18 protein-coding genes are annotated in these 15,582 nt (G+C 45.6%); 7 read left to right on the top strand and 11 right to left on the bottom strand.

Annotated elements, in window-relative coordinates; all coding sequences use genetic code 11:
- Positions 1-6: 6 nt before the first annotated feature.
- Positions 7-348, bottom strand: coding sequence for a hypothetical protein (locus NYE62_RS15925; protein ID WP_144463936.1), 342 nt, complete (start codon positions 346-348; stop codon positions 7-9).
- 465 nt (positions 349-813) lie between these two features.
- Here NYE62_RS15925 and degQ point away from each other — a divergent pair, with 465 nt between their 5' ends.
- The 6 genes from degQ to NYE62_RS15895 all read left to right on the top strand — a co-directional run bounded on the left by degQ (position 814) and on the right by NYE62_RS15895 (position 5,635).
- A complete protein-coding gene (gene degQ / locus NYE62_RS15920) occupies positions 814-954 on the top strand; it encodes a degradation enzyme regulation protein DegQ (RefSeq protein ID WP_003152043.1) in 141 nt (46 codons plus the stop codon).
- A gap of 151 nt (positions 955-1,105) precedes the next feature.
- Entirely contained in the window at positions 1,106-1,981 is an 876-nt protein-coding gene (locus NYE62_RS15915) for a polyprenyl synthetase family protein (RefSeq protein ID WP_144664417.1), read from the top strand.
- Positions 1,982-1,999: 18 nt separating this feature from the next.
- Entirely contained in the window at positions 2,000-2,176 is a 177-nt protein-coding gene (gene comX, locus NYE62_RS15910) for a competence pheromone ComX (RefSeq protein ID WP_013353396.1), read from the top strand.
- A gap of 22 nt (positions 2,177-2,198) precedes the next feature.
- Complete coding sequence (locus NYE62_RS15905) at positions 2,199-4,505, top strand: histidine kinase (protein WP_342497052.1); 2,307 nt, start codon at positions 2,199-2,201, stop codon at positions 4,503-4,505.
- Positions 4,506-4,585: 80 nt separating this feature from the next.
- A complete protein-coding gene (locus NYE62_RS15900) occupies positions 4,586-5,230 on the top strand; it encodes a response regulator transcription factor (RefSeq protein WP_003152052.1) in 645 nt (214 codons plus the stop codon).
- Between the two features lie 21 nt (positions 5,231-5,251).
- Positions 5,252-5,635 carry a hotdog fold thioesterase gene (locus NYE62_RS15895; protein ID WP_007408674.1) on the top strand — a complete coding sequence of 128 codons (384 nt, stop codon included), beginning with the start codon at positions 5,252-5,254 and terminating at the stop codon, positions 5,633-5,635.
- 39 nt (positions 5,636-5,674) lie between these two features.
- Here NYE62_RS15895 and mnhG read toward each other — a convergent pair whose 3' ends face one another.
- The 7 genes from mnhG to NYE62_RS15860 are packed head-to-tail and all read right to left on the bottom strand — an operon-like array spanning position 5,675 to position 11,444.
- The gene (gene mnhG / locus NYE62_RS15890; protein ID WP_003152056.1) at positions 5,675-6,049 is read right to left on the bottom strand and encodes a monovalent cation/H(+) antiporter subunit G; all 375 of its coding nucleotides are present in this window, start codon (positions 6,047-6,049) and stop codon (positions 5,675-5,677) included.
- Positions 6,033-6,317, bottom strand: a complete 285-nt coding sequence (locus NYE62_RS15885; RefSeq protein WP_012118311.1) for a Na(+)/H(+) antiporter subunit F1 — start codon at positions 6,315-6,317, stop codon at positions 6,033-6,035. The genes mnhG and NYE62_RS15885 overlap by 17 nt, the downstream gene beginning before the upstream one ends.
- Entirely contained in the window at positions 6,317-6,793 is a 477-nt protein-coding gene (locus NYE62_RS15880; RefSeq protein WP_327954468.1) for a Na+/H+ antiporter subunit E, read from the bottom strand. The genes NYE62_RS15885 and NYE62_RS15880 overlap by 1 nt, the downstream gene beginning before the upstream one ends.
- A 5-nt stretch (positions 6,794-6,798) precedes the next feature.
- Entirely contained in the window at positions 6,799-8,280 is a 1,482-nt protein-coding gene (locus tag NYE62_RS15875) for a Na+/H+ antiporter subunit D (RefSeq protein ID WP_342497051.1), read from the bottom strand.
- Positions 8,273-8,614 (bottom strand): Na(+)/H(+) antiporter subunit C, encoded by a 342-nt coding sequence (locus NYE62_RS15870; protein WP_003152063.1) that lies wholly within the window; start codon positions 8,612-8,614, stop codon positions 8,273-8,275. Before NYE62_RS15870 ends, NYE62_RS15875 begins: the two co-directional genes overlap by 8 nt.
- The gene (locus tag NYE62_RS15865; RefSeq protein ID WP_342497050.1) at positions 8,614-9,045 is read right to left on the bottom strand and encodes a Na(+)/H(+) antiporter subunit B; all 432 of its coding nucleotides are present in this window, start codon (positions 9,043-9,045) and stop codon (positions 8,614-8,616) included. The genes NYE62_RS15870 and NYE62_RS15865 overlap by 1 nt, the downstream gene beginning before the upstream one ends.
- Positions 9,042-11,444, bottom strand: a complete 2,403-nt coding sequence (locus NYE62_RS15860; RefSeq protein WP_342497049.1) for a Na+/H+ antiporter subunit A — start codon at positions 11,442-11,444, stop codon at positions 9,042-9,044. Before NYE62_RS15860 ends, NYE62_RS15865 begins: the two co-directional genes overlap by 4 nt.
- A gap of 243 nt (positions 11,445-11,687) precedes the next feature.
- Between NYE62_RS15860 and NYE62_RS15855 the strand changes: the two genes are divergently transcribed.
- The gene (locus NYE62_RS15855; protein ID WP_007408668.1) at positions 11,688-11,906 is read left to right on the top strand and encodes a hypothetical protein; all 219 of its coding nucleotides are present in this window, start codon (positions 11,688-11,690) and stop codon (positions 11,904-11,906) included.
- A 45-nt stretch (positions 11,907-11,951) separates the two neighbouring features.
- Here NYE62_RS15855 and nupQ read toward each other — a convergent pair whose 3' ends face one another.
- Genes nupQ through NYE62_RS15840 form a run of 3 tightly spaced genes read right to left on the bottom strand, consistent with a single transcriptional unit; the run spans position 11,952 to position 15,483 of the window.
- Positions 11,952-12,911, bottom strand: coding sequence for a guanosine ABC transporter permease NupQ (gene nupQ / locus NYE62_RS15850; protein ID WP_003152071.1), 960 nt, complete (start codon positions 12,909-12,911; stop codon positions 11,952-11,954).
- The gene (locus tag NYE62_RS15845; RefSeq protein ID WP_007408667.1) at positions 12,912-13,958 is read right to left on the bottom strand and encodes an ABC transporter permease; all 1,047 of its coding nucleotides are present in this window, start codon (positions 13,956-13,958) and stop codon (positions 12,912-12,914) included.
- A complete protein-coding gene (locus NYE62_RS15840) occupies positions 13,951-15,483 on the bottom strand; it encodes an ABC transporter ATP-binding protein (RefSeq protein ID WP_342497048.1) in 1,533 nt (510 codons plus the stop codon). Before NYE62_RS15840 ends, NYE62_RS15845 begins: the two co-directional genes overlap by 8 nt.
- Between the last annotated feature and the right edge of the window lie 99 nt (positions 15,484-15,582).

The raw sequence follows: 15,582 nt of genomic DNA, 5'->3' as shown, positions 1-15,582 counted from the left end.
GCCGCTTTAAACCGACCACCTGAGGGCGATGATAAACCGGCTTTGCTCTCTGATCAGACTGACACGGATGCCGTCGGGATTATACGTCACGTCAAAGTCATTTTTGATGCCGGTCTGCTTAATGAGCCGCTTGACCGCTGCGGTGTCAGATGATTGCGCTGCGGTGAGGATACGGCGCGCAAGCTCTTTTGACGCCGACAGCCGCGCAAGGAGCAGGCGCGCATCCTCCAGCATGCCCGCAGCCTCTTTTGCGGACGCTGTCAAAATATCTGCGTGAACCGGGGCACTGGGCGCAGGATGCCGGTATGGCGCGGCGAAAACAGGGAAGCATGGATACACATAATGCATACGGCGGCCTCCTTCCTGAGAAAACATTGGTTATACATGAGTATAGGCGGCGTGATAACGAGTTATGACATGCAAAAAGACCACAATGCGGGGGTTGCGGTCTTTTCGGTGTTTGTCGGTGGTTATGCGACGCTGTTCGCCCATTCTGTTTTGAAATTGCGACGGCAGGGACTATAGTCCTTGCCGGTTTGTCGGAAAACCGTTAAAAAAACAGCAGAACCGCCAGATTGGTCTGCTTCATCCTAAACGTCTGCCTTTCTGGTAGTTATATAGTCCTGTTCGCTAAATGCTCCATTCGGGACTATGGGATTACCCTGGTTTGCGGTGTCACGCAGATACTTTTACACATACTTTTCGGTGAAAAATCCCGCAAAAACGTTTACACTATTAGTAACAGATCAAATACCTAGGACTCGTTCACCATACACAATTCATTGATCTTTCAAAAAAAGGAGTGTGGAAACGGTGGAAAACAAATTAGAAGAAGTAAAGCAATTATTATTCCGACTTGAAAATGATATCAGAGAAACAACCGACTCATTACGAAACATTAACAAAAGCATTGATCAGCTCGATAAATTCTCATATGCAATGAAAATTTCTTAAAAAGACTTGGAAACAAGTCTTTTTTTTGTGCATTTTTTATCCATTTCGTGGATAAAGTATTATACGATTGTTAAAAAACGAAAAACCTGCTGTCTTTCATCACCTGCATTTAGTAAAATAGAATGGGAGGGTGAAGACAATTATTGAGCAAATATGTTTAGATGCCGAAACGATTAAAGAGAAGATGAAGGAAATTGTTAGGGAGAAAGTCGATAATCTTCATTTAGAAGAGACTCTTTTGACCTTCATTAATGAAAAGAAGCATTTTTCATTCGGTATCCTTGCTTTCCAGCATTATGTTGCTTTTAAGGGTACACATTCCTCGGAAATCACACAACTGGCAGCCGGAATTGAACTTTTAATTTTAGCTTTTGATATTTTTGACGATATTGAAGATGAAGACAACTCTAATAAGGCATGGATGCAAACTGACCATGCTATATCTCTGAATGCGGCGACTTCTCTGTATTCAATAAGCCTGCAAACCATTTGTGAGCTTGAATCAAACATCGAATTTTCACAGTATGCAATAAAATATGCCTTAAATGCAATGCAAGGTCAGCATAATGATTTAAGAAATTTTCCGGAGACTGAAGAAGAATGTCTACGTATGATAAAACAGAAATCAGGATCGTTAACTGCAATGTCTGCTGTTTTAGGGACGATGCTTGCAAGTGGCGAATTTAACGAAGCAATTGAGAATTACTCTTATAAAATTGGCATGATTAAACAAATCGAAAATGACTATTATGGTTTATTTGATAAAAGCCGCAGTGATATAAAGAAGAAGAAAAGAACTTTGATAAACTTGTTTTTAAATCGTCAGTTTAATAGTGCCTCAAAAAAAGTTTTAAATATGATGAATTCTAAAAACAGCTATTACTCTCTCATATCGGACAGAGATTATTTTGAAGAATTGCTTAGTAAAGCAGGAGTCAGACAATATGTTTTAATGTTAATTAAAATATATGAAAATGAAATTAATAACGAAATAGAAAAGTTGAACATAAGAATTAATCTATGGTGAGAATTATGGGGGAGTAATATGAAGAAACAAGACATTGTGAATTATCTTATAGAAAATCCAAGAGTGATCCATCAATTGGAAGAGGGGGAAGTTTGCTTGATCGGAATTCCGCATTCAATTATTCCTGCAATTATAGAGATATTCAGTAACAGCACTTATAAGAAAAAACCTGAATTTACATTTTGGGATCAATAATTTTTAAGAGAGTTGTGATCCATTGAGGTATTTTATTAAGCACCTTTCAATCGCACTGTTGATATTTAGTTTTTTCTATATTGCACATATTATATACTTTACCCAGAATGGAATTTTAGTCGGAACCTATGTTGTTGAAACATCAAAACATGAGCTTGAAGTTGTTAAAATTACAAAGTCCTCTTATGGGAGATACTTGAATTTAAAAGAAGGGGACAAAATTCTAGAGATAAATGGGCACATGCCTTCTTCTCAAAATGTTAAAAATGGGTATTTAGCAAAGGCTAATAACTTAAAGGTTGAGAGAGGTAATCATGAAATTCAATTGCATGGTTCAGAGGATTTGTCTTTAAACAGTTCAGTCAGTTTCTTTATTTATATTGTCCCTTGTATATTATTTGCACTAAGCTTATTATGTATTTTCTATATATACAAAGTCAATCGTATAAAAAATACAGTTTCTGCTTATATTTTAATCTGCTTCTTAATTTTTATATCGATAGCTTATTTAAGTGCAGGCGGTGTAACAAGAGGATATGAGATAAATAGATATGTTAATCTTTTCACTTTTTTAAATGTGCCTGTACTATACCTGCATTTTTTATATCAATATTTTAAAGAATTAAAAATAAAATTTTCCGCAAAGAGTATAGTATATATTCTTTACAGTTTACCTGTCCTTAACGTTGTTACAGAACTTTTTAGATATCGATATGATTTATACTTTGTTAGAGATATGAATTTATTAACATTTTTTATCGAGATAATAATAGTGTATATGTACATTATTTATTATGGCATTATTTATAGAAAGAGAGATCATGCTTATCTATTAAAAGTGTTACTAATATCTAACACAATAGCTTTTTTACCATTTACTGTTCTTTATCTTCTTTCTGAAATTATTTTAGGACAGTATATTTATTCAGCTATAGTAACGGCTCCGTTTCTGCTCATTATTCCGTTGGCATTGGTTTATCAATTTGTTGTCAACAAGATTTATGATATAGACTTTTTGTTGGGAAGAATTAGATACTATAGTTTTTTGTCTATTGTTCCTACAATAGGGGTTGTATGGCTTTCTATCTTATATGAAAGTAAAGGGAATCACTTTAACACCATTCAAATCACTTTATATGTGTTTTTGATTTTTTTAGCAGTCTTTTACACTAAAGAGGTATTAGACTACAAATTCCGCCTGAAACGTTTTTCAGAAAAATATAATTATCAAGACAGCATTTATAAATATACACAGCTTCTTAAAAGCGTATCAGCTTTAAATCAAGTGTTTATGAATTTGAAAAAGACTATTTTGGACGTCTTGCCTGTTAGTAAAGCTTATATATTTGAAATCAATTCTGACGGAGACATTCTGTATTTTGATAAACAGAACAGTGAACCGAACTGGCAGCCGTATAAAAAAGAATTTGTTAAAGTCACATCAGAGATTGGAAAGATTATTGAAGTAAATCAAGGTTTTCTGATGAAGATTGGAGAAAGAGGGGCAAACTCATACGTTCTGCTTTGTTTGTCGAGCATTAATACTCCGAGACTGACAAGAGATGAGATATCTTGGTTAAAGACATTGTCTTTTTATACAAGTGTTTCAATGGAAAACATATTACAGATCGAAGAACTCATGAACCATTTACAAGATCTAAAACAACAAGGCTCAAACCCGGTCTGGCTCAAAAAGCTGATGTTTACGATCGAGGAAAAGCAGCGTTCGGATTTGGCCCGTGATCTGCATGATTCAGTGCTGCAGGACTTGATTTCTTTGAAGCGCCAGTGTGAGCTGTTTCTGGCAGATTTTAAGAAAGAAGAGCCTTGCCAGTTAGAGGTGCAGGACAAGCTTCATCAGATGAATGAGCAGATGTCGGATGTCATTTTGATGACCCGGGAGACGTGCCATGAGCTGCGTCCTCAGCTGCTGTATGATTTGGGTCTGGTCAAGGCGGTATCCAAGCTTGCCGCGCAGCAGCAGGAGCGTGCGCCGTTTCATATCCGTCTGAATACGGGCCGGTTTACGGCGGCGCTGGATTTGGATACGCAGCTGAATTTGTACCGCATTATTCAGGAATTTCTTTCGAACGCCATGAAGCATTCACAGGCGAATGAGGTGCTGATTATGCTGATCAGCATTCAAAATAAAGTGATTCTGCATTATGAAGACGACGGTGTCGGCTGCAATCAGGAAAAAGGCGGCGGCCAGTCGATGAGCATGGGTCTTTCGGGTATTAAGGAGCGCGTCCGTGCGCTTGACGGACGGATGAAAATCGACACAAGTGAAGGAAACGGTTTTAAAGTAGATATTGAAATGGAATTGTAACCAATTTATCACCAAATCGACTTGGCAGAAGCCAAGTCTTTTTAATAAAATGGAAATGAGTGAGTAAAAGGGAGGAAACCATGAAAAAGATACTAGTGATTGATGATCATCCGGCTGTCATGGAGGGCACCAAGACGATTCTGGAAACGGACACGAATCTTTCTGTCGATTGCCTCAGTCCTGATGCCAGTGAACAATTCGTTCTCCGGCATGATTTTTCAGCTTACGATCTCATATTAATGGATTTAAATCTGGGTGATGACATCAGCGGCATAGAGCTTTCTAAGAAAATCTTAAAAGAGAATCCTCTCTGTAAAATCATTGTCTACACAGGCTATGAGGTTGAAGATTATTTTGAAGAATCCATCCGCGCGGGCCTGCACGGCGCCATCAGCAAAACCGAATCTAAAGAGAAAATCATGCAATACATATATCACGTGCTCAACGGACAGATTTTAGTTGATTTCTCCTATTTCAAACAGCTGATGACCCAGCAAAAAACAAAAACGTCTTCTTCCCCTCAAAGTGAGCAGGATCGGTTAACCCCGAGAGAGCGCCATATTCTCCAAGAGGTCGAAAAAGGTTTGACCAATCAGGAAATCGCAGATGCGCTTCACTTAAGCAAGCGGTCAATTGAATACAGCCTGACATCCATTTTTAACAAGCTGAATGTCGGCTCCCGAACTGAAGCGGTGCTGATCGCCAAGTCAGATAACGTACTATAAATCTTGAAGGGAGAATGACCTATGAATCTGAACAATACATTGCTCGGCGCACTCGGTATTGAAATCACTGAAAACACACCGGAGAGATGCGTGGCGGTGATGCCGGTGGATAAGAGGACGGTGCAGCCTTTCGGATATCTGCATGGTGGCGCGTCAGCAGCGCTGGCGGAGACTGTTGCAAGTGTCGGGGCCCAGCATTTTATCGACCGGTCGAACCAGGCGTGTGTCGGGCTTGAGATTAATGCCAATCATTTAAAATCCGTGAAAGAGGGCGGGACGGTCACGGCGATTGCGAAACCCGTTCACACAGGCAGGGCAACCATTGTGTACGGGATTAACATTTTCGATGAACGGGAAAGGCTGATCTGTGTTTCCCGCTGCACGCTGGCTGTTATAACAAAATAAACAAACAGCCGGAACCCTGAATCGTCCGGCTGTTTGTTTTTACAAATATGAATCTTCTTTACGTTTGATCACAAAGTTTCTGATCCCTTTGTAATCATCCTGAACGCTTCTTTTATCAAGCGCCGCTCCCGAATTGTACGCGGCCCTGCATATGAGGTGCGCTCCGACCGGCGCCGTCAGCAGGATAAAAATGATGCCGAGCAGTATTTTTACAGAAATTTCTCCGGTCAGCATCCACAAGTAGCCTAACACCCCGAGCAATACCAAATTAACACCGAGTGTCGAGCCTTTTGAAGAGGCGTGGGCGCGCGTATACACATCAGGAAGCCTGAGTGTGCCGAAAGACGCGACCAGGCAGATCAGCGATCCCATCAGAATACAAACGGCGACGGCCCATTTAACGATTTCGATCATTTTCGATAATCTCTCCTTTCTCCAAAAACTTAGCAAAGGCAATCGTGCCGATAAACGATAAAATGCCGAGCAGCAGAATGATGTCCAAAAAGGCCGATGTGTTTAAGAGAATGGATACAAGCGCGGTCATGGCAATCAGATTAATGCCGATCCCATCAAGCGCGACGACCCGGTCCGGTATCGTAGGCCCTTTTATGACGCGAATGACGTACAGAAGAGTCGAAACCGCCATAATGCCGAGTGATAATTGCAGAATAAACGTAAACATCAGCGGCTCACCTCCTGAATGGCTTTCTCAAAAGAGACGCGGATGTCATGGATCGCTTTCTCCGCATCTTCAATGTCCATGGCGTGTATATAGAGAATCGACCGGTCATCGGAGATATCCATCACGAGCGTACCCGGTGTTAAAGTGATTAACAGCGAGAGCAGCGTGATCTCCCAATCCTCCGTCAATTCCGTCTTAAACGCGAAAATGCCCGGGCGGATGTTCAGTTTCGGCGATATAACGGTTTTCAGTACGCTGACATTGGCCAAATATAATTCCTTTATAAAGATCAGCGCCAGTTTGATGCCTGACCATACTTTCCAAATGTAAAACGGCCGCGAGAAGAAGCGCCGGAAAAAAAACAGCGCCGCCAAGCCCGCGATAAATCCGGTCATAAAACCCGCCGCGCTGAGGCTGTTTGTGAGAAACATCCAGCAAACAGCGAGAAGAACATTTAATAATAGTTGAAAAGCCATGCCATCTACTCCTTCAAAACAGCTTCAATGTATTTTTCCGGATTCAGCAGATTCTCAGCCGTCTGATTGACATACGGTGAAACCCATTCGGTTCCGAGCCCGAACAGAAGCGACAAAAGGAGAAAAGCGGCTGCCGGATAAAGAAGTCCTTTTGCGGACCGTCCGCCTGCGCCGGGGACTTCTTTTTCTTCCCCCCAAAAAGCCGTCGTAAACACCTTCAGCACGGAATAGAGCACAAGCAGGCTTGATAAGAGAATCAATACGGAAAACAAAGTTTCCCCCTTATCGAACCCGCCTTCCGCGATCTTCAGCTTGCCCACAAATCCGCTGAACGGCGGGATGCCGGCCAGAGATATGGCTGAAATAAAGAACATCCATCCCAAAACGGGATAACGGGTGATCAGTCCGCCCATTTTATGCAGGCTGGCAGTGCCCGTCAATGCGATAAGCGTGCCGGCGAGCATGAAAAGCGCTCCTTTAATCAGCATATCGTGAATCAAGTAATAAACCGCTCCTTGAATGGAGTCCGGCGTGTTCATGGCAATGCCGAACAAAATCACGCCGACGGCTGTAATAATATTGTAGATGACGATTTTCATGACATCCGAAAAGGCGATAGATCCGATGACGCCGAATAGCACCGTCAGCATCGCAAGCCACATCATCAATTGGTGGGTAAAGCCCGTATCGTGAATAAAGATCAGGGTGAATACTCTTAAAATGGCGTACAGGCCGACTTTCGTCAAAAGAGACCCGAATAAGGCCGAAATCGCAGCCGGCGGGGCGTAATAAGAGCCCGGCATCCAGAAATACAGCGGGAATATCCCGCCCTTTAAACCGAAAACGACGAGAAGAAGGACGCCGATGACGGTGATCAGCCCGGTCTGGCCCGATTCACTTATTTTTACGCTTAGATCAGCCATATTCAGCGTGCCCGTCACCGCATATAAGTAACCGACGCCGATGACAAAAAACGCGGATGATACAATGTTAAACACGATATACTTCAATGATTCTCTTAATTGAATTTTCGTTCCGCCAAGCACGATCAGCATGTAGGACGCGATAAGCAGAAGCTCAAAAAAGACATACATGTTGAACAGGTCACCCGTCAAAAACGCTCCGCTTACGCCGGCCAGAAGAAACTGCACCCCTGAATAATAGAAAGCGCGCTCCCTTTTTTCTCCGATGGAGCGGAAGGAGTACAGGGTGACGAGCAGCCCGATTATGGCGGTTGTCAAAACAAGCAGTGCGGCGAGCTGATCCGCGGTGAGCACAATGCCGTACGGCGCTTTCCATCCGCCGAGTGTCAGCGTCTGAATTCCGTGTGTGAAAACCGTCTGAACGAGAGCGGTGCTGATGACGATGGAGACACAGGAAGCGGCAGTGCTGAATATCCGCATCAGCATCACGTGCCTGTTCATAAAAATCAGCATCACTGCGGCAAGCAGCGGCACCAGAATAGGCAATATCACAAAGTTATTCATGTTGATCATTTCCCCTCATTCGATCCATATCGTCCGTTTTCAGTTCTTGATAGGCGCGAAACGCCATCACAAGCAAAAAGGACGTGACGCCGAACGAAATAACGATCGCCGTCAGTATGAGTGCCTGCGGCAGCGGATCGACAAACGACGTGCTTTTTCCGCCCAGTATGGGAGGAGCGCCTTTTTTCAGTCCGCCCATGGTCAGGAGCAGCAAATGGACGCCGTGGCTTAAAAGCGCGGTGCCGATAATCACGCGCAGCAGACTTTTAGAAAGCAGCAGGTAGGTTGCCGCCATAAACAAAATACCGGCAATGACAGACATTAAGATTTCCATTATTCTTCCTCTCCAATCGTTTGAATAATGGTCATCGTCACGCCGACAACAACAAGATACACACCTAAATCAAACAAAGTGGCCGTCGCAAGCTCCGTATTCCCAAGCACCGGGAGATGAAAATGACCGAATGTATGGGTGAGAAAGGGTGCTCCGAATAAGAACGAACCTGCACCCGTTGCAATCGCGATAAGCAGACCCGCGCCCGCCACATAAATAAAATTGACGGGCAAAATCGATTTGACGGTTTTTAAATCAAAGGCCAAAAGCAACAGCACGGTGGCCGAAGACGTAATCAGTCCGCCGACAAATCCTCCGCCGGGAGCGTTATGTCCCGATAAAAATAAATAGAAAGAGAAAAGCAGAATGATAAAAGATACAAGCTTCGTTGCCGTCTGAAGGATGATGTCGTTTGTGTTTTGCTGTCTCAACGCTCTTCTCCCTCCTCTTTTACTTTTGTTCTGATCATGCCGTAAATCCCGAGTGCGGCAATCGACAGCACCGTGATTTCAAACATCGTATCAAATCCCCTGAAATCAACGAGGATGACGTTGACGATATTGTTTCCTCCCCCGAGCTTATGGCTGTAAGCGGTGAAAAAGGAGGAGATGCTGTCGTTTGTTTTTTCGCTGGAAGACGCGATTCCGAGCATTGTCACGATGACGCCGACACCGAGAGAAATGATAAAATTCGTCATCCGGAATGTTCTTGTCTTCTTTTTCCGCCGCATTTTCGGCAGATGGTAAAAACAAAGAAGAAACAAGGCGACGGATATCGTCTCAATGACGAGCTGCGTGAGCGCCAGATCGGGCGCTCTGAAAATCACGAAAAACAGCGCGAGTGTGTACCCGACAACACCGAGTGAGATAATGGCCGTCAGCCGCGATTTGGCGAACACAGTCGCAATCGTTGCGCTCACCATAACGAGGGACAGCACGATTTCATAAAGGCCGATTTCAGCCATGCCTTTCGCTGTCATGGAAAAGCCGCCTTTTGTGACGAACGCCGCCCCGATGAGAATGATAAACGCCGCAAAGATATACAGCAGATAATCCCGCAAAAATCCGGTCATATAAGATGACGTCAGCTGGTAAGATCTTTTTTCCATACTGCCCGTCACCGCATCGTAAAGCTTGTTCAGCGTCAGTTTTTTCGGAAACAGACCGTACAACCGCTCCCATTTAGACAGCGTTACGTAACCGATCGTGCCGACAATGATGATGCCGAGGGTCATCATTACCTCAGCCGTCACCCCGTGCCACTGGGAAATATGGACATGGAATGTATCTCCGCCGGTTAACAGAGCCGGATAAATGGAGTTCATCGCCGGTTCAATCAGGCTGTAAGACAAAACGTTCGGTGCAAAAAACAGACTGACGGCGCAAGCGGCAAGAATCACCGGCGAAATCAGCATGCCGAGCGGTGCTTCATGCGGCGTCTTTTCAAGCTGATCAGGTTTGCGCGCGCCGCTGAACGTTCTGAAAAACAGCTTCATGCTGTAGATGAAAGTGAAGGCGCTCCCGATCCATGCGAGAACGGGGAACAGCACGCCCCACGTATCCAGGCTGAAAATATCTGCATGAGCAATCCGCAGCATACTTGTAAAGAACATTTCTTTACTTAAAAAGCCGTTAAACGGAGGGAGGCCCGCCATGGAAAACGTTCCGATCAGTGAAACGGTGAACGTTACCGGCATAAGCGCCATCAGTCCGCCGAGCCTGCGGATGTCCCGTGTTCCCGTTTCATGGTCGATAATGCCGACCGCCATAAATAAACTTCCTTTAAAAGTAGCATGGTTAATTAAGTGAAACACAGCCGCGGTGACAGCCGCCGTAAAATACTCTGAATGCTGGTAATGAAGCGCGGCGGCTCCTGCGCCGAGCATCGATACAATCATACCGAGCTGGCTGACTGTGGAAAATGCCAGAATCGCTTTTAAATCGGTTTGTTTAATCGCATTAAAGGAAGCCCATACCATCGTGATCAGACCGACTGAGGCAACCGTCCAAAACCAGACGGGTGAAAATGCAAAAACCGGACTGAATCTGGCAATCACATAAATTCCCGCTTTCACCATTGTAGCCGAGTGCAGATAGGCGCTGACAGGAGTCGGCGCCTCCATGGCATCAGGCAGCCAGATATAAAACGGAAACTGCGCTGATTTCGTAAAGGCTCCCAATAACAGGAGAACCATCGCCGGAATAAAGAACGGATGGCCTGCGATAATATGCACCTGGTTGACCATTTCCCTGATACTGAAAGAATCCGTCATCAGATACAGCAGGATAAAGCCGCCGAGCATGCACAGCCCGCCGCCGACGGTAATCAGCAGTGACTTTTCCGCACCGTAGCGTGATTTCTTCCGCTTATGCCAATACCCGATTAATAAGAAGGATGACAGGCTTGTCAGCTCCCAGAACATATAAAGCACGATAACGTTATCGACGAGCACAACGCCGAGCATCGCGCCCATAAACATCAGCAGGTACACATAAAAGGGGCCGAGCTTTTCTTTGTCCTTCGATAAGTAAAAAATACTGTAAAGCGTCACCAAAGAGCCGATGCCCGTAATCAATAAAGCGAATAACAGCCCGAGTCCGTCAAGATAAACGGTATAGTTAATACCGAGGGACGGAATCCATTCGGCCGCATATCGGACGGTTTCCCCAGCCATTGTGACAGGGAGCTTGCTGATAAAGTAAACAAACAGCACAACGGGCACTATCAGCACAAACCAGCCTGTATGGACTTGTTTTACCCGTTTATAAAGAAAGGGAACGATAAATGCAAATAAAAAAGGCGCCAAAATCGCGAAATGTAACAGCTGCAACAGAAGACCTCCTTTGCTTGTTTTTTCATCAAGCAACTGCTTTATGTAAGAGTGAATTAATCAATTCACGGTCATAGGACCCAGTACAAATTATATCGCACTTTTTTTTACCCTGCTACGGCATAATGTATTCCTCTCTGTGTTTTTGTGGTCTTTTGAACCCAAAATAAATTTATCAAATATCCTGATCTTTGTATATACATTTATCTTTCAGATCAAGCTTTTAAAAAAGGAGCTGGTCAGATGAAGAGAAAGGCGGCGGCCTGTATTGGAATATTTTGTTCTATTATTGCAGGAACATTCATAGCGGACGATTTCTGCAAAACGCGGCAGCAGACGGAGGCAGATAATTGGGAGCGTTTTTTTCTCGGTGCGGAATACGCAGAAGACAAGCTGAGTGCGGCTGAATCAATGCAAACACCGTTTCAGCCGCGTGAGTATATCAGAATCGTATATAGATGAAAAGAGTTCCGGCACCAGGGTGCGGAACTCTTTTTTTTGTGGCAATCAGCGTTTTCCTTTAATGTAAGGGATGCCGTTGGCTTTAGGCGCATCCGCGCGGCCGATGAAGCCGGCAAGCGCGAGAATGGTCAGAATGTAAGGAGCCATCAGCATGTATACATTCGGAATGTCTTTGAACAGGGGCAAAAGCGAGCCGATAATGCTCAAACTCTGTGCAAACCCGAAGAACAGCGCAGCCCCGAGCGCGCCGATCGGATGCCATTTGCCGAAAACCAGCGCGGCGAGAGCGATAAAGCCTTGCCCGGAAATGGTGGAGTGCGTGAAATCAAGCGCGATCGTGGAAGCATATACACCGCCGCCGAGCCCGCCGAACAGCCCGCTGATCATGACGCCGATATAGCGCATGCCGAACACGTTGATTCCCATCGTATCGGCCGCCATCGGATGTTCCCCGACAGAACGGATGCGGAGGCCGAACGGCGTTTTGAATAAAATAAACCAGGAAACAAAGGCCAGTACGATGGCTAAAATCGACGTATAATATACGTCGGAAAAGAAAATCTTTCCTAAAACCGGAATATCGCTTAACCCGGGAATGTTCGTTTTGTAAAAGGGCTCCGGGATTTTATCAGTCTGCGCCTTTCCGTAGATCAGCTTGACGATAAACAGTGTCGCTCCTAACGCGAGCATATTGATCGCCACACCGGTTACCGTCTGATCGGCGCGGAAAGAAACCGCGGCGGCCGCGTGGATCAGTGAGAACAGTCCGCCGGCAATCATAGCCGCAGCCAAGGCGAGCCACGGAGCGGCGGCGCCAAGCTCGCGTCCGAAAAATAAGTTGAACATGACGCTTGTAAAGGCGCCGATAATCATCAGTCCTTCAAGACCGATGTTGACAACCCCCGATCTTTCAGAAAACACGCCGCCGAGAGCGGTTAAAATAAGCGGAGCCGCATATACGAGTGTTGCCGGGACAATAATGGATAAAATCTGCAGGAAGTCCACTTACTTCGCCCCCTTTTTCTTCAATTTATCAAGGATGAGACGGATGGCGTAGCTTGATGCCACAAACAAAATAATAATGGCGATGACGATGTCAACGACTTCAGAAGGCACCCCGGATTCAATCGGCATATTTAATGCCCCGACTTTAAGGCCGCCGAGAAGACATGCCGCCAGAACAACGCCGATTGCCGTGCTGCCGCCGAGAAGCGCAACCGCAATGCCGTCGAAGCCGACGCCGGTAAAGGCGCCCTTAACCGCCGCGTATTGAAAGGTTCCGAGTCCTTCCATCGCGCCGGCAAGCCCCGCGAAGGCGCCGGAAATCATCATGGCGTACATCATATTTTTTCTGACGCTCATTCCGGCGTATTGTGCGGCGTGCTGGTTAAAGCCGACAGCCCGGAATTCAAATCCGCTTTTTGTTTTATGAATGATAAACCACATGAGGACTGCCGCAAACAGAGCGATCAGAATGCCCCAGTGAAGGCGGGAGTAATCTGTCAGCTGCTCTAAAAACGGTGAGCGGAGCGACGCGCTTTCATGAATTTTGTCTGTTTTGTCCCGGTGGTCCGTCATGACATCGGAAATGAGATAATTGGTTAAATGAAGAGCGATATAATTCATCATGATCGTGACAATCACTTCGTGGACAAAAAAACGGGCTTTTAAAAATCCGGGAATCAGGCCCCAAATGCCGCCCGCAACCGCAGCCGCCAATAACGAAAGCGGAAGGTGGATGTAAGCGGGGGCGTCAAAGGAAGCGCCGACCCACACCGCGGCGGTCCAGCCGACAAGGAGCTGTCCTTCAACCCCGATATTAAACAGGCCGGTCCGAAATGCGAATGCCACGGCCAATCCGGACAAAATATATGGCGTAATCTGGCGGATCGATTCCCCGATGTAATACACTTCTCCGAAAATGCCGCTCCAAAGAGCCGAATACCCGCTTACGACATTGTAGCCGCTGGCGAGCATGATGACCGCACCCGCAGCTAACCCAAGGATGATCGCAATCAGCGGCACAGCCAGATGAGAAAGTCGATTAATCATGTGTTTTCCCCGCCTCCATTTGCTTACTTCCCGCCATTAAAAGTCCGAGCTCCTGCTCGTTTGTTTCAAGCGGATTGATGTTTGCGATGATGCTGCCTTCAAAGATGACGGCGATGCGATCGCTGAGATTCATTATTTCATCAAGTTCAAAAGATAACAGAAGCACCGCTTTACCGGCGTCACGCTGCTCAATGATCTTTTTATGGACGAATTCAATCGCACCGACATCGAGTCCCCGCGTCGGCTGGGCCGCAATTAAAAGATCCGGATTTCTGTCCACTTCCCGGCCGATAATGGCCTTTTGCTGATTCCCCCCGGAGAGAGCGCGCGCAGGCGTATATTCATCAGGTGTTCTGACGTCGTATTCTTCAATCAGGCTTCGCGCTTTGTCATAAATCGTGTGTTTATTTAATATGCCGAAAGAAGAGTAGGGCTTTTGGTAATAACTTTGCAGCACGATATTTTCTCCGATCGGAAAATCAAGGACGAGCCCGTGTTTATGCCTGTCCTGCGGAATATGCCCGATGCCGGCTTCAGTGACTTTCCTGGGCGGCATGTTTTGCAGCTGTTTGCCGTTTAACGTGATCGTGCCGGCATTCGTTTTTCTGAGACCTGTAATGGCTTCAATTAATTCAGACTGGCCGTTTCCGTCAACGCCCGCAATGCCGACGATTTCACCGGCTCTGACTGAGAGGGAGAGCTGTTTGACCGCCTCAACGCCGCGCGCGTCTTTAACCGTTACATCAGAAAGTGAAAGCACTTCTTGTTTCGGATCGGCCGCTTGTTTATCCGTCTTGAATGACACTTCGCGTCCGACCATAAGGCTTGCCAGTTCATCTTGATCCGTATGTGCGACCTCGAGTGTTGTAATGCCTTTTCCTTTCCGGATGATGGTGACACGGTCGCAGACTTCCATAATCTCTTTTAATTTGTGGGTGATGAGGATAATTGATTTTCCTTCATTGACAAGATTTTTCATAATCTGAATCAGTTCTTGAATTTCGTGCGGGGTCAGCACCGCGGTCGGCTCGTCAAAAATGAGAATGTCGGCGCCCCGGTAGAGGGTCTTTAATATTTCCGCCCGCTGCTGCATACCGACGGAAATATCGGCAACTTTGGCTTCAGGATCAATGTGCAGGCCGTAACGGTCGGAAATATCGCGCACGTCCCGGGCGGCGCGCTGTCTGTCAATTCGGCCGAAAGTTTTCGGCTCTTTTCCGAGAATGATATTTTCTGAGACGGTAAAGGTATCCACAAGCATAAAATGCTGGTGCACCATCCCGATGCCGAGATCGTTGGCTTTGTTCGGGCTGTTGATGTGAACGCGTTCGCCCCGCACCCGGATCTCGCCTTTTTCCGGCTGATACAGGCCGAATAAAACGTTCATGAGTGTCGATTTTCCGGCGCCGTTTTCACCGAGAAGGGCGTGTATTTCGCCTTTTTTTACTTGAAGCGTGACGTCATCATTGGCGACGATTCCGGAAAACTCCTTGCGTATATTAAGCATTTCAATGATATAATCCACCGATTTGACGCTCCTTTTCAGAGATACTTTGATGAGAAAGAGCTTGGCAAAAGAAAAGCTGCAAGAGATGCAGCTTTTCCTTCACCGCTCTTTTCATAA

It is taken from the genome of Bacillus sp. FSL K6-2861 (assembly GCF_038630725.1).
GTDB lineage: Bacteria > Bacillota > Bacilli > Bacillales > Bacillaceae > Bacillus > Bacillus velezensis.
Note: the sequence above shows the minus strand (reverse complement) of the source record. Positions and strands in the feature narration are given on the sequence as shown.

Coding starts and splice junctions, on each gene's coding strand:
- NYE62_RS15925 (WP_144463936.1), bottom strand. CDS start 348: ATGCATTATGTGTATCCATGCTTCCCTGTTTTCGCCGCGCCATACCGG.
- comX (WP_013353396.1), top strand. CDS start 2,000: ATGAAGAAACAAGACATTGTGAATTATCTTATAGAAAATCCAAGAGTG.
- NYE62_RS15900 (WP_003152052.1), top strand. CDS start 4,586: ATGAAAAAGATACTAGTGATTGATGATCATCCGGCTGTCATGGAGGGC.
- NYE62_RS15895 (WP_007408674.1), top strand. CDS start 5,252: ATGAATCTGAACAATACATTGCTCGGCGCACTCGGTATTGAAATCACT.
- mnhG (WP_003152056.1), bottom strand. CDS start 6,049: ATGATCGAAATCGTTAAATGGGCCGTCGCCGTTTGTATTCTGATGGGA.
- NYE62_RS15885 (WP_012118311.1), bottom strand. CDS start 6,317: ATGTTTACGTTTATTCTGCAATTATCACTCGGCATTATGGCGGTTTCG.
- NYE62_RS15880 (WP_327954468.1), bottom strand. CDS start 6,793: ATGGCTTTTCAACTATTATTAAATGTTCTTCTCGCTGTTTGCTGGATG.
- NYE62_RS15875 (WP_342497051.1), bottom strand. CDS start 8,280: ATGAATAACTTTGTGATATTGCCTATTCTGGTGCCGCTGCTTGCCGCA.
- NYE62_RS15870 (WP_003152063.1), bottom strand. CDS start 8,614: ATGGAAATCTTAATGTCTGTCATTGCCGGTATTTTGTTTATGGCGGCA.
- NYE62_RS15855 (WP_007408668.1), top strand. CDS start 11,688: ATGAAGAGAAAGGCGGCGGCCTGTATTGGAATATTTTGTTCTATTATT.
- NYE62_RS15845 (WP_007408667.1), bottom strand. CDS start 13,958: ATGATTAATCGACTTTCTCATCTGGCTGTGCCGCTGATTGCGATCATC.